General features: G+C 70.3%; 13 protein-coding genes. 5 read left to right on the top strand and 8 right to left on the bottom strand.

Features of this window, described 5'->3' with window-relative positions:
• Window positions 1–61 precede the first annotated feature (61 nt).
• Window positions 62–709: a TrkA family potassium uptake protein gene (locus M4D54_RS05060; protein ID WP_193866538.1), complete on the top strand. Its 648-nt coding sequence runs from the start codon at window positions 62–64 to the stop codon at window positions 707–709.
• Here M4D54_RS05060 and M4D54_RS05055 read toward each other — a convergent pair.
• On the bottom strand, window positions 639–1418 hold the full coding sequence (locus M4D54_RS05055; protein ID WP_259890562.1) for a uracil-DNA glycosylase: 780 nt from the start codon (window positions 1416–1418) through the stop codon (window positions 639–641). The genes M4D54_RS05060 and M4D54_RS05055 overlap by 71 nt on opposite strands.
• A 111-nt stretch (window positions 1419–1529) precedes the next feature.
• On the opposite strand from M4D54_RS05055, the gene M4D54_RS05050 reads away from it, so the two are divergent.
• The 4 genes from M4D54_RS05050 (at window position 1530) to M4D54_RS05035 (ending at window position 5465) form a co-directional block, all read left to right on the top strand.
• Window positions 1530–1835, top strand: a complete 306-nt coding sequence (locus M4D54_RS05050; protein WP_193866537.1) for a DUF3263 domain-containing protein — start codon at window positions 1530–1532, stop codon at window positions 1833–1835.
• A gap of 50 nt (window positions 1836–1885) precedes the next feature.
• Window positions 1886–2494 carry a LytR C-terminal domain-containing protein gene (locus tag M4D54_RS05045; protein ID WP_193866536.1) on the top strand — a complete coding sequence of 203 codons (609 nt, stop codon included), beginning with the start codon at window positions 1886–1888 and terminating at the stop codon, window positions 2492–2494.
• Window positions 2495–2797: 303 nt separating this feature from the next.
• Window positions 2798–4435 (top strand): chaperonin GroEL, encoded by a 1638-nt coding sequence (gene groL, locus M4D54_RS05040; RefSeq protein WP_193866535.1) that lies wholly within the window; start codon window positions 2798–2800, stop codon window positions 4433–4435.
• Between the two features lie 205 nt (window positions 4436–4640).
• The gene (locus M4D54_RS05035) at window positions 4641–5465 is read left to right on the top strand and encodes an endonuclease/exonuclease/phosphatase family protein (RefSeq protein ID WP_193866534.1); all 825 of its coding nucleotides are present in this window, start codon (window positions 4641–4643) and stop codon (window positions 5463–5465) included.
• Between the two features lie 58 nt (window positions 5466–5523).
• Here the strand turns inward: M4D54_RS05035 and M4D54_RS05030 are convergent, their stop codons facing one another.
• The 7 genes from M4D54_RS05030 to M4D54_RS05000 form a co-directional block, all read right to left on the bottom strand.
• A complete protein-coding gene (locus M4D54_RS05030; protein ID WP_193866533.1) occupies window positions 5524–6459 on the bottom strand; it encodes a hypothetical protein in 936 nt (311 codons plus the stop codon).
• A 123-nt stretch (window positions 6460–6582) separates the two neighbouring features.
• Window positions 6583–7413 (bottom strand): energy-coupling factor transporter transmembrane protein EcfT, encoded by an 831-nt coding sequence (locus tag M4D54_RS05025; RefSeq protein ID WP_193866532.1) that lies wholly within the window; start codon window positions 7411–7413, stop codon window positions 6583–6585.
• A complete protein-coding gene (locus tag M4D54_RS05020) occupies window positions 7410–9203 on the bottom strand; it encodes an ABC transporter ATP-binding protein (RefSeq protein WP_259890558.1) in 1794 nt (597 codons plus the stop codon). Before M4D54_RS05020 ends, M4D54_RS05025 begins: the two co-directional genes overlap by 4 nt.
• On the bottom strand, window positions 9200–9754 hold the full coding sequence (locus tag M4D54_RS05015; RefSeq protein WP_259890555.1) for an ECF-type riboflavin transporter substrate-binding protein: 555 nt from the start codon (window positions 9752–9754) through the stop codon (window positions 9200–9202). The genes M4D54_RS05020 and M4D54_RS05015 overlap by 4 nt, the downstream gene beginning before the upstream one ends.
• Window positions 9755–9807: 53 nt before the next feature.
• Entirely contained in the window at window positions 9808–10647 is an 840-nt protein-coding gene (locus M4D54_RS05010; protein ID WP_193866531.1) for an S-adenosyl-l-methionine hydroxide adenosyltransferase family protein, read from the bottom strand.
• A gap of 95 nt (window positions 10648–10742) precedes the next feature.
• Window positions 10743–11774, bottom strand: a complete 1032-nt coding sequence (locus M4D54_RS05005; RefSeq protein WP_193866530.1) for an LLM class flavin-dependent oxidoreductase — start codon at window positions 11772–11774, stop codon at window positions 10743–10745.
• A gap of 45 nt (window positions 11775–11819) precedes the next feature.
• Window positions 11820–12842 (bottom strand): cation diffusion facilitator family transporter, encoded by a 1023-nt coding sequence (locus M4D54_RS05000; RefSeq protein WP_193866529.1) that lies wholly within the window; start codon window positions 12840–12842, stop codon window positions 11820–11822.
• Window positions 12843–12863: the final 21 nt, after the last annotated feature.

Genomic DNA, 12863 nt, shown 5'->3' with positions numbered 1-12863 from the left:
AACGCCATCGGCCCATCGAACCCTGCTGTCCCGCCGCGATCCGAAGGATGAGGAGCACCATGTGCGCAGTGTCGTGGTGCTGGGGCTTGGCCGGTTCGGCTCCGCTCTCGCGGTCGAACTGACGCGCCTGGGGGTCGAAGTCCTGGGGGTCGACCAGGATGAGACCGTGGTGCAGGACCACGACGGGCGTCTCACCCATGTGGTGCGGGCGGACATCACCCGCGAAGAGGTGCACTCCCAGCTCGGGGTGCGCGATGCCGACCGGGTGGTCGTCGCGGTCGGCGGCCGCCTGGAAGCCAGCGTGCTGGCGTGCTCCCACCTCCTGCGGGCAGGAGTCGAGGACCTCTGGGCGAAGGCCGAATCGGCCGACCACGCGCAGATCCTCGACCAGCTCGGGGTGGCCCACGTGATCAAACCCCAGCATGAGACCGGGCAACGGGTCGCGCACCGGATCGCGGATCGGGCCGAGGAATGGGTGACCTACGGGCGGGGGTTCGCCATGGGCCTGTTCCCCGTCCCCAACCGTCTGCTGCACCGCACCGCGGCCGATGCCCGCATCGCGGAACGCTTCGATGTGCGCCTGATCGCCCGCTGCCCGGCCGGGCGGGACTGGGAGTACGTCTCCCTGCAGACCACGTTCAACCCAGGTGATCAGTTGATCGTCGCCGGGCAGGAGGCGAACCTGGAGCGCTTCGGCCGCTTGGACTGAGGTCGCGGTCCGTGCTTGCCGTGCCGCTGTCGGTCGGCGGAATCTGCCAGTCGATCTGCTGGCCGCCCTGCTGGGCCAGCAGTTCGTTGACCCGCGAGAACGGCCTGGAACCGAAGAACCCGCGGGAGGCCGACAGGGGGCTTGGGTGGGGGCTCGCGACGTAGGGGACCGCTCCCAGCATCGGCACCAGGGACTGGGCGTCCTTCCCCCACAGCAGCGCCACCAGGGGCCCGCCGCGGGCCACCAGTGCACGGATCGCGAGCTCGGTGATCTCCTCCCAGCCGCGCCGGCGGTGCGACCCGGGGGAGCCGGGCCTCACGGTGAGCACCCGGTTCAGCAGCAGCACCCCCTGCTCCTGCCAGGCGGTGAGGTCACCGTGCGCGGCGGGCGGGATGCCCAGATCCGCCTGCAGCTCGGAGTAGATGTTCGCAAGGCTGCGGGGCAGGGGACGCACGTGCTCCTCGACGGCGAACGAGAGCCCGATGGGATGCCCGGGAGTGGGGTACGGGTCCTGCCCCACGATCAGCACCTTCACCTCGGCGAGAGGACGGGTGAAGGCCCTCAGCACGTGCTCGCCTTGGGGCAGGTACCCGCGACCGGAGGCGGCCTCCTCGCGCAGGAAGTCACCTAGGGCATGGATCCGCTGCTCGGCGGGGGAGAGGGCCTCGGCCCAGTCGGGAGCGATGATCTGGGCGAGCGGCTTCGGCATGGCGACAGTGTTCCATGCTGGCCGGAGCGGTGATGCGTGTCCCACCACGGGGTTCGACGAGGCCCGGCGCGCCGCTGCGGGAGCGAGCCGCCGCCCGCGTACGCTCCACCCATGCCCCCCGCCGATGCGCACTCCGATCACCCGTCCCGCCCTGAGGGCGCAGGGGAGGAGCTGTCCGAGCGGGACCGGCGCATCCTCGAACTGGAGTCGCGCACCTTCCGCTTCGTGGGCACCAAGGAGCGCGTGATCCGCGAGCAGCTGGCCATGTCCCGCACCGCCTACTACGTGCGGCTGAACGCCCTGCTGGACGACCCGGCAGCACTGCGCGCCGCCCCTGCCCTGGTGAACCGCCTGCGGGACCGGCGCACCTCGGCCGACGACCTCTCCACCGCAGCTCCGGACCACAGGGTGGCCTGAGCAGGCGTGTGCTCCCACCCCCTGCCGGTCCGAACGGGTTTAATAGGCCCGTGGCCGATACCCAGTACCCGTACCCGCCCGATCGATTCGACGACGAGGCCGATGCCGCGACGTTCCACGGTGCGCACCGCGCCGAGGAGCCGTTCTGGCGTCAGAACCTCATCTACCTCGTCATCATCGCGGCGGCCTTCGTGACGCTGCTGGTGCTGCTGTTCCTGATCGGAGGCATGGGCAGGGACGGCGACGACCGCGCGAGCGACCCCACCTCGCCCGCCGCATCGGAGACCACCGAGGAGGCTCCTGCGGAGGAGGAGGGCGCCGAGGGCGAGGAGGAGGCCCCGGCCCCCGAACCCGATCGCTCCATCCCGGTGATGGTCATCAACGCCGGCGGCATCAATGGGATGGCCGGCGCCTGGCGCGACTCCCTCGAGGGCTCCGGCTGGGAGCAGGTGAGCATCGGCACCGCCGACAACGTGCAGCAGGAACCGGTGGTGTTCTACCGCGACGAGGCCGATGCCGAGACCGCCCAGGCCCTGGCCCAGGAGGTCGGTGCCGGTGAGGCCCGACAGAGCGACGAGTACGAATCGCGCATCACCTTCGTCGCCGTGACCGAGCCGGGAAGCGGAGGCCAGGAGGGTGAGGGCGGGAACGACGGCTGATCGAGCGGTCGCTGATCGACTGTTCCCCGATGTGCCGGCCTCGGCCCTGGGTCGAGAGTTAGCACTCTCGGGTCGAGAGTGCTTATGATGAGCTGGCACTCACCGGCCGTGAGTGACAGCGCCTCCCGAGGCACGGATCCGCGGCCGGCGAAGGCCTGATCGGGGGCGCTCGCGCCCGCCGACCACGAACATTCCGGCCCCGTGAGGGGCCCGGGGCCGTGGGACATGAACACGGCTGCGGGTCTCGTCCGTCGCGGGCACAGGGTCGGGTGGACACCACACCACACGGGAGAGATTCCACACATGGCCAAGCTCATCTCTTACGACGAGGAGGCCCGGCGCGGTCTCGAGCGGGGAATGAACCAGCTCGCTGACGCCGTCAAGGTCACCCTCGGCCCCAAGGGCCGCAACGTCGTGCTCGAGAAGTCCTGGGGCGCCCCCACCATCACCAACGACGGCGTCTCCATCGCCAAGGAGATCGAACTCGACGACCCGTACGAGAAGATCGGCGCGGAGCTCGTCAAGGAGGTCGCCAAGAAGACCGACGACATCGCGGGCGACGGCACCACCACCGCCACCGTCCTGGCCCAGGCCCTGGTCAAGGAGGGCCTGCGCAACGTCGCCGCCGGCGCCAACCCCATCGCTCTGAAGCGCGGCATCGACAAGGCCGTCGCGGCCGTCTCCGAGACCCTGCTGTCGCAGGCCAAGGAGGTCGACACCAAGGAGCAGATCGCAAACACCGCCGCCATCTCCGCGGCCGACCCGGCCATCGGCGAGCTCATCGCCGAGGCGCTGGACAAGGTCGGCAAGGAGGGTGTGATCACGGTCGAGGAGTCCAACACCATGGGCCTCGAGCTGGAGCTCACCGAGGGCATGCGGTTCGACAAGGGCTACATCTCGCCCTACTTCGTCACCGACGCCGAGCGCCAGGAGACCGTGCTCGAGGATCCGTACATCCTGCTGATCAGCTCGAAGATCTCCACCGTCAAGGACCTGCTGCCGCTGCTGGAGAAGGTCATCCAGTCCGGCAAGCCGCTGGCGATCATCGCCGAGGACGTCGAGGGCGAGGCCCTGGCGGTGCTGGTGGTCAACAAGCTGCGCGGCTCCTTCAAGTCCGTGGCCGTCAAGGCCCCCGGCTTCGGCGACCGCCGCAAGGCGATGCTGGAGGACATGGCCATCCTCACCGGTGGCCAGGTTATCTCCGAGGAGGTCGGCCTCAAGCTGGAGACCGCCGGTCTCGAGCTGCTGGGCCAGGCCCGCAAGGTCGTCGTCACCAAGGACGAGACCACCATCGTCGAGGGCGCGGGCGATGCCGAGCGCATCGCCGGTCGGGTCAAGCAGATCCGCACCCAGATCGAGGGTTCGGACTCCGACTACGACCGCGAGAAGCTCCAGGAGCGCCTGGCGAAGCTGGCCGGCGGCGTGGCCGTCATCAAGGCCGGTGCCGCCACCGAGGTGGAGCTGAAGGAGCGCAAGCACCGCATCGAGGATGCCGTGCGCAACGCCAAGGCTGCTGTGGAGGAGGGTGTCGTCGCCGGTGGCGGCGTGGCCCTGCTGCAGGCCGGCAAGGACACCTTCGACAAGCTCACCCTCGAGGGTGACGAGGCCACCGGTGCCAACATCGTGAAGGTGGCCGTGGAGGCCCCCCTCAAGCAGATCGCGATCAACGCCGGTCTCGAGGGCGGCGTCGTGGCCGAGAAGGTCAAGAGCCTGCCCGTGGGCGAGGGCCTGAACGCCGCCACCGGCGAGTACGAGGACCTGCTGGCTGCCGGCATCCTCGACCCGGTGAAGGTCACCCGCTCCGCTCTGCAGAACGCCGCCTCCATCGCCGGCCTGTTCCTCACCACCGAGGCCGTCGTGGCCGACAAGCCGGAGCCCGTCAAGGCTCCCGCCGGTGGCGACGACATGGGCGGCATGGGAGGCATGGGCGGCATGATGTGATCAGCCCCCGCGGCTGATCGCCTCGCCCGAGCGACCGCGAGAAGCCCCGGTTCCCGGAAGGGAGCCGGGGTTTTTCGCTGCCTGTGGGTGCTCCTCGGCCGGCGCCGTGCACGAGCGGATGCCGCAGTGCCGACCGCGTGCGATGCAGACCGCGTGCGATGCCGTCCGCGTGCGTTGCGGAACCGGCGTCGGGCATGCTGGAGGCATGCTCCTTGCATCGCCTCACGCCGCTGCCCTGTCCGTGCTCACCCAGAACATCCGCATGCAGCATCCGCAGACGGCTCCGGGCCAGGCGGATCACTGGGGCGACCGGGCTCCGGTGCTGCGCGATCTTCTGCGTCGTGCCGATGCCGACGTCGTGGGCACCCAGGAGGTGACCTGGCCCCAGCTCCCGGTGCTCGAGGAGGCGCTGGGCTCCACGCACCTGCGTCTGGGGTTCGGTCGCGAGGGCGGGGCGCGAGGTGAGCACTGCCTGCTCCACCTGCGGCGGGACCGCTTCGAGGTGCAGGACTGGGACCAGTTCTGGCTATCCCCGACCCCGGCGACCATCGGATCGGTGGGCTGGGACGCCCACATCACCCGCGTCGCGGTGTGGGCCCGCGTGCGGGACCATGCTGCGGATGCAGAGCTGGTGCTGGCCGTGACGCACCTGGATCACGCCGGGGAACTGGCGCGAGCGGAGAGTGCCGGGCTCATCGCCAACAAGCTGCGCGAGGTGGCCGGGGATGCGGCACCGATCGTGCTGATCGGGGACTTCAACGCCCCCGCGGGGGACTCCGTCCCTTGGCGACGCCTGAGGGATGCCGGGTTCGTCGACACGCATGACGCGGCCGAGCACATCGCCGGCGAGGACATCGGCACCTACACCGACTACGGTCCCGCGGTGCCCGGCGGGCAGCGCATCGACTGGATCATGGCCCGTGGGCTGGGGGTTCACGCCTATGCCGCCCACGACCACGTGATCGACGGGGTGCATGCGAGCGACCACGCCGGTGTGCAGGCGATCGTGGAGGTGGCTCCCTCGGCCTGAGACGGGCCGAGGGCCCTGCACCGGGCGGTGCAGGGCCCTCGAAAGGGCATGCGAGGTCTCAGCGAAGGGTCTCGCCGTGATCGTTGCCGTCCATCAGGCCGTCCTCGCGGCGCGGATCGCTGCGCGGTACGTCGCCGTCGCGACCCAGGCCATCATCCCGGCGGGTGTCGCGGTCGCTGCCCAGCAGGCCGTCGTCAGGGCCGGGGTTGCCGTCCCTGGCAGGGCCGTCGGCGCGATGGGCGCCCCCGCGCGAGTCCACGCCGCCGAGGCCGCCGTCCCGACGGTCGTCGTCGAGCAGTCCGCCGTCACGACGATCCCGGTCGCGGTCGAGCAGGCCGTCCTTGTCGTGGTGGTCGTCGTCCCGACCCAGGACGCCGCCGTCGTCACGACGGCTGCCGTCGGCGTCGCGGTCCAGCACCCCGCCGTCGCGGCGATCACGGTCGCGGTCGAGCAGGCCGTCGTCATCGCGGTGGTCTCGGTCGCGATCCCCGTCGCCGTCCCGATCACGATCCGTCTCGTAGCCCTCGGCCAGGCGCTCCTCGGCCTGGCGCTGGCGGCTCGCGGAGCCGTCCTCGTTCCTGGACCCCTCCTGCTCGGCCAGGGAGATCACGTTGGGATCGTCCTCGACGTCGTAGTCAGGATCGATGGTCGCATCGCGGTCCACACCGCGCTCGACGTCACCGCGATCGCGACCGTCGCGGTCGCGGTCGCCGAGATCGCGATCGTCGAGGTCCCGGTCCCGATCGGCGCGGGGTGAGGTGTCACGGTCCTGTCCGTACCGCTCCGCCTCGTCGCGCTCCGCCGAGGAGCGGCCGTCGAGGCGGTCGTCCTCACGGCCCAGCAGGTCGCGGTCACCGGCGCGGCGACCGTCGGCATCACGGCTGTCGGGGTCGCGGCCGTCGAGGTCCTCGCGGAGCTCGCGGTCGGCATCGGCATGGCGCATGCCTGCGGGGGGCAGGGGGCCGCTGCGGCCGTCGTTGGTGGGCTGAGTCATCGTGGTCCTCCTCCTCAGGGTGAGCGCCCCGCAGTGAGGGGCGTCACAATCAGTGCGGCCCAGCGTATCCGTCCGGCTCCGAGTTGTCAGTGCCTTCGCTGGGAGTCCGTCACCTGCCCGGGATCACCCGAACGGGTTCCACCAGCGGCCGTTGCCCAGCACCACCAGGGCGATCGAGGCTGTGAGCACCAGCAGCGACCCGATCATCACCAGCACATCGCGCGTGCGGAGCGGTCGCTGGTCGTACCAGGTGCGCCCCCTGCCGCGACCGAAGCCGCGCAGCTCCATGGCTGCGGCCACCGACTCGATCCGGTCGAAGGCCCCCAGCAGCAGCGGCATGAGCGTCGAGGTCAGATTGCGGATCCGCGTTCCCAGCCCTACGCGACGGGTCACCTCCAGACCTCGCGCCTGCTGCGCCTGGGAGATGGTGCGGAAGTCCCGCTGCACATCAGGGATGTACCGCAGGGCCAGGGAGACCGCATAGGCAGCTCGGTAGGGCACCCCGATGCGACTCAGAGAAGAGGCGAACTCCGGTGGCCGCGTGGTGGTGATGAACAGCAGCACCCCTGGCAGCACCGCGAAATACTTCAGTGTGACGACCAGCTGGTAGAACAGCTGCTCAGCGGTCAGGTCCCACCGCCACGGGCCGTCCAGCAGCAGGGTGCGGGAGTCGAACAGCTGCGGCCCGTAATCGGGGGCGAACAGGAAGATCAGCAGGTTGTTCAGGACCATGAAGATCGCGATCAGCCACAGCACCACTGCGAGGTCGCGCAGCCGCACCCGGGAGACGCCCCACAGCACCATCGACAGCACGGACAGCCCCAGCAGGTAGCGGGCATCGAAGCTGATCATCGCCCCCACCACCAGCGCGATCACCAGCACCAGCTTGGACACCCCGGTCAGCGTGTGCAGCCAGCCCCGGCGGGGCACGTACCCCAGCAGCGGCGCGCTCATCGCGCCGCTCCCTGCCCGGGCACCAGTCCTGCGCGCTGCTCCCGATCTGCCTGCACGAAGCGGTGCACCAGCCGCACCGGGTCCCCGATCCCGCAGCGCTGGGCGAGGGTGAACAGTCCCGTGGTCACCAGGTCGGCGTTCGCGGTGAGCTCCTCGTCGGTCAGGGCGGCGGCCGGATCGGTATCCGCCAGCAGGCGGCCTCCGCTCATCACCAGCACCCTGTCGGTGTACTCCAGTGCCAGGTGCATGTCGTGGGTGATCAGCACGACCGTGGTGCCCAGCTCGTTGATGCGGGTCAGGAAGTCCATGAACTCGCTGTAGTGCGCGTAGTCCTGCCCGGCCGTCGGCTCGTCCAGGATCAGCACCTGCGGGTCAAGGGCCAGGATCGAGGCGATCGTGACCCGCTTCTTCTGGCCGTGGCTGAGGGCGGAGACGGGCCAGGAGCGGAACGGCCGCAGACCGCACACCTCCAGCACCCGCGCGGTGCGCGCGGCGATCTCCTGCTCGTCCAGGCCCCGGGCCCGCATGCCCAGTTCGATCTCCTCGGTGATCAGGGGCCGGGAGATCATCTGGCCCGGCTCCTGCAGCACGAAGCCGACCTGTGCACCGCGCTCGGCGATGCTCCAACGGGCCGCATCGACCGATCCGATGCGCACCACACCTTCCGTGGCCTTCTCGAATCCGCAGATCACGCGGGCCAGGGTGGACTTGCCGGCACCGTTGGAGCCCAGCACCCCGATCATCTCGCCGCTGCGCACGCGCGCGCTCACACCCTCCAGTGCGCGGGTGCCGAGCGCATCACCCGGGCGGGGCAGCACGCAGCCCACGCCGTCGAGCTCCAGTGCGGCGGGGCGGCCCGCCGCGGGGCCCACCGGTGGTGTCCCGACCGCGGCCACCCATTGCCGCACCGCCGCGACCTGCCGCTCGTCCAGCTGCATCGCGCCCAGGTCCGACGGGCGCTGCTCGGCTCGAGCGGGAGCCCCGGCCAGGCGCAGCGCGGCCAGGTGCAGGGGCGGGCGGATCCCGTGCTGCTCCAGCAGGCCGGAGACCAGCACCTCGTCCGGGGGCGCATCGGCCACGATGCGGCCGTGGGCCATCAGCACGATGCGGTCCACCGGGCGGTGCAGCACGTCCTCCAGCCGGTGCTCGACGATCACCACGGTGCGGCCGTGGTCGCGGTGCAGCCGGTCGATCAGCTCCACCGCCGAACGACCCGCCGCCGGGTCCAGGTTGGCCAAGGGCTCGTCGAACAGCAGCACCTCGACGTCGTCCACCAGCACCCCGGCCATCGCCACGCGCTGCTTCTGCCCGCCGGAGAGCTCGTGGGGGGAGGCGGTCAGACGGTCCTCGATCTGGGCGATCGATGCGGCCTTCCGCACCCGGTCGGGCATCTGCCCGTGGGGGACCTGCTGGTTCTCCAGGCTGAAGGCGATGTCCTCACCCACCGTCAGGCCCACGAACTGGCCGGAGGTGTCCTGCAGGACGGTGCCGACGTGCCGCGAGGTCTCCACCAGCGGCACGGCGCCCGGATCGTTGCCGCACACCCGGACGGTGCCGGTGGCGGTCCCGCGGTGATGGTGGGGGATCAGACCGTTGAGCACCGAGAGCAGGGTCGACTTGCCCGACCCGGACGCCCCGATGATCGCCACCTTCTCGCCACGCCTGATCTCCAGGTCGATGTGGTGCAGGGTGGGTTCGGACTGCGCGCGGTACTGGAAGCAGTACCCGCGCAGTTCGATGATCGGGTCGGTGGGCCGATCCACCGGCAGTGCCGGGTCGGCGGTGGTCACGACTCGACCGTGAGGGACCCGGTCCTGGTGCGGGTGCGGGCGTAGACAGCGAGGATCAGGGTGCCCAGCACCGCGGTGGTGATGGTGTTGGCGGCGAATGCCACTGCGCCCTGGGCCCACACCTTCCCGGCGGGCTCGGAGTAGATCAGCACATCGCCCAGCGGTGCGATCAGCAGCCAGGCCGCCGCGTGGGCCACCGCCACCGCCGCCACGAAGCGCAGGGCGGTCGCGGCGGAGAACTCGCCGTCGTGGATCCGGTGGCGCAGCAACAGGAGCGCGACCACCAGGCCGAACACGCCGGAGGCCAGCTCCCAGCTGAACCAGATGCCGTAGCCGGTGACGTCGATCAGCAGGTGGCCGATCAGTCCGACCAACAGTCCGACCCAGGGGCCGTAGAGCACGGCCAGCACCGCGAGGATCGCGTACTGGATGGAGATGGAGGTGTTGGGGATCGGGGTGGGGATGGCCACGAAGCGGCCGAGGACGAAGAACAGGGCGGCGCCGATGCCGATGGCGACGACCTGGACGACGGGGGAATGGGAGCGGGACATGGCTACCTCTGCTGGGGACGGGGCTGGTCGAGGGGGCGGGGAGAGGATCGGGATCAGGGGGCCGGCTCGAGCCTCACCTTCCAGGAAGTGCCGGTGCCCAGGGAGAAGGCTCGCGCGTAGTGACCACGATTGATGGCCACCGCCATCCGGTCCAGGGAGTTCACGTACAGCAGCGACTCTCCCACCTCCACGTCCGCGAAGCTGCGGGCGTAGGTCATCTGTGCGGCGTGCACCACGGCGTCGTAATGGCTCACCCGCACCGTGACCCGACCACCGTGGCCGATGCCGAGCTCCCGGAACAGCTCCCGGGGGATGGACGTCCACAGGGACCCGTACCGCACATCGAGGGTGTCGATGGTGCCGTGGACACCGCCGCCATCGGCCCGAGGCTCCACCAGGGGCAGGGAGACCAGTTCCTCGAGCGGCACCGCGGGCCCCACCTGCTCGTAGGTGATCGCTCCGGAAGCGAGGCGGGCCCCGGTGTAGGCGTAGATGTCGCGACCGTGGAAGGTGTAGGACTCCTCGGAGCCCGCCCGGCGGTTCACCGTCTCGTCGATCAGGCGCAGCTCGGTGATGCCGAAGATGCTGTGCAGATGGGTGAGGGTGCCGTTGTCGGGCGTGACCACGAGGTGGCCGCTGCGGGTGCGGGCCACCACGCTCAGGCGGTCCGAGCCCACGCCGGGATCGACGACGGAGACGAACACCGTTCCTGCCGGCCAGTAGGAGATCACCTGGGCCAGCCGGTAGGAGCCCTCCCAGATGTCGTAGGGAGGGATGTTGTGGGTGAGGTCGTGGATGCGAAGACCCGGGTCGACAGCGACGGCCACGCCGTACATGGCGCTGACCGCACCGTCGTCGAGGCCGAAGTCGGATTGCAGGACGAGGGGGTGCACCCGAGCATTATCCCCACATCGCGGCAGGTGACGCCCGTTCATATCGCCAGATGAACGGGCAGCTCAGGCGGCGGTGCCGTTGCAGGGCCGGAGTCTCAGACCGCAGTGAGCCCCCAGGCCTCGGCCAGCAGCTCCAGGCCGCGCAGTCGGTCTGCCGGATCGAAGTGGTAGGCGGTGAGGATCAGCTCGTCGGCCCCGGTGGTGGTCACGATCTGCTCGAGCTGATCGACCACGGTGGCGGGCGAGCCCACGGCCCGGATGGAGAGGGTCTGGTCCACCTGGGAGATCAGATGCTCCGGGGCCACCTCCCCGATCGGGCGCGGCGGTTGGATCTTCTGCCGCTGCCCGGTGACCACGCCCAGGAACATCTGCTGCAGCGTGGTGAACTGTCGCTGCGCCTCCTCGTCGGACTCGGCCACCACCAGGTTCACCCCCACCATGGTGCGCGGTGCGGAGATCTGGGCGGAGGGGGCATCGGCATCGAAGTTGTCGCGGTACACCTCCAGCGCATGCAGGTACTGGAACGGGGCGAAGTGGGAGGCCACCGAGAACGGCATCCCCAGCTGGGCGGCCAGCCGGGCCCCGTTGGCGGTGGAGCCCAGGATCCACATCGGCACCTCGGTGCCCTTGGCCACCGACGCGCTGATGGGCAGACCACCGGTGGGCTCGTTGCGAGACCAGTCCCGCATCTGCTCCACCGCGGCGATGAAGGCATGCGGCTCCGCCGAGGTGCGGGCCAGCAGCTGTGCGGTGAGCTGATCGGTGCCCGGCGCGCGGCCCAGACCCAGGTCGATGTGGTCCCCGTGGAACTGCACCAGGGTGCCGAACTGCTCGATCACCGCCAGGGGCGAGTGGTTGGGCAGCATGATGCCCCCTGATCCCACTCGGATCCGCTGCGTGAGTGAGGCGGCCCGGTCGATCAGCAGGCTGGTGGCGCTGGAGGCCAGGGCGTCGGTGTTGTGGTGCTCGGCGAACCAGTAGCGCTCGTAGCCGAGCCTGTCGGCGGCCTGGGCGCCCTCCATCGAGGCGGCGATCGCCTCCCGGGTGGACTGGCCCTCCGAGATGGGCACCAGGTCCAGGATCGACAGGGGGACGTGGGGTGTGGATCCGTTGGCAGAGGAAGTCATGCCAGGAGCTTAGCCATAGCGGCTGGGCGCGCCGGGTGGCTGAGCCTAGAGCTGTGGGGGTCGGGTCGGATCGTGGTCGTCGTCGTGGATCCGCACGTGCGCCGCGGGGATGTCCTCGTAGCTGGTGGGATCGGAGATCGGCTCGAGGTGGGTGAGCACCGTGAGCTCCGGCAGGCGGCCCATGAGCTCCCGCTCCAGGTCCTCGATGTAGTCGTGGCCGTGCTTGACGGTCCACTCGTCGGGCACCAGCACGTGCACGTTCATGAACTTCTGCTGCCCGGCCTCGCGGGTCTGCAGGCCGTGGAAGGTGACCGTGCCGTCGGTGCGGCGGCGCAGGATCTCGGTGATGACCTCGTGATCCTCGTCCGAGAGCGCCTTGTCCAGCAGGCCGGAGACGGACTCGTGCATCAGGGAGATCCCGGTGACGATGATGTTCACGCCCACCGCGAAGGCCACCACGGCGTCCAGCCGCTCCCAGCCCGTCAGCGCCACCAGGCCCACCCCGATGATCACTCCCACCGAGGTCCACACGTCGGTCAGCAGGTGGCGGCCGTCCGCCCGCAGGGTGATGGAGCGGTAGCGCCGCCCGGCCCTGATCAGCACGAAGGCCACCGCACCGTTGATGATCGAGGCGATCACCGAGATCGCCAGGCCCCAGCCCACGTTCTCCAGGGGCTGCGGGTTCACGAACCGCTCCACGGCGGTGACCAGGATGACCGCGGCGGCCACGAAGATCATCGCGCCCTCCACCGCGGCCGAGAAGTACTCGGCCTTGGCGCGGCCGTACAGGAAGCGCTCGGTGGCCGGGCGGGCCGCGACCTTCAGCGCGATCAGCGCCACTACCGCGGCCACCAGGTTCACGGTGGACTCCGCGGCGTCGGAGAGCAGGCCCACCGAGCCGGTCATCGCCCAGGCGCCCGTCTTCAGGGCGATCGTGGCCACAGCCGCCGCGATCGACAGCCAGGCGAAGCGCGTGAGATCGACGGCCGACGACGAGGGGGCGTCCGGGCGGCGCGGCTGCGCCTCCGGAGCGTCGCCGGGGCCGGTGGGGTTCGGATCGGTCTGCACGGGTCTCTCCGCTCGTGAACT

It is taken from the genome of Brachybacterium sp. p3-SID1565 (genome assembly GCF_025143785.1).
GTDB classification, from domain to species: domain Bacteria; phylum Actinomycetota; class Actinomycetes; order Actinomycetales; family Dermabacteraceae; genus Brachybacterium; species Brachybacterium epidermidis.
The sequence above is the reverse complement of the archived record's forward strand: the minus strand, read 5'-3'. Positions and strand labels throughout refer to the sequence as shown.

Coding starts and splice junctions, on each gene's coding strand:
- M4D54_RS05015 (WP_259890555.1), bottom strand. CDS start 9,754: ATGTCCCGCTCCCATTCCCCCGTCGTCCAGGTCGTCGCCATCGGCATC.
- M4D54_RS05030 (WP_193866533.1), bottom strand. CDS start 6,459: ATGACTCAGCCCACCAACGACGGCCGCAGCGGCCCCCTGCCCCCCGCA.
- M4D54_RS05050 (WP_193866537.1), top strand. CDS start 1,530: ATGCCCCCCGCCGATGCGCACTCCGATCACCCGTCCCGCCCTGAGGGC.
- groL (WP_193866535.1), top strand. CDS start 2,798: ATGGCCAAGCTCATCTCTTACGACGAGGAGGCCCGGCGCGGTCTCGAG.
- M4D54_RS05055 (WP_259890562.1), bottom strand. CDS start 1,418: ATGCCGAAGCCGCTCGCCCAGATCATCGCTCCCGACTGGGCCGAGGCC.
- M4D54_RS05025 (WP_193866532.1), bottom strand. CDS start 7,413: ATGAGCGCGCCGCTGCTGGGGTACGTGCCCCGCCGGGGCTGGCTGCAC.
- M4D54_RS05005 (WP_193866530.1), bottom strand. CDS start 11,774: ATGACTTCCTCTGCCAACGGATCCACACCCCACGTCCCCCTGTCGATC.
- M4D54_RS05035 (WP_193866534.1), top strand. CDS start 4,641: ATGCTCCTTGCATCGCCTCACGCCGCTGCCCTGTCCGTGCTCACCCAG.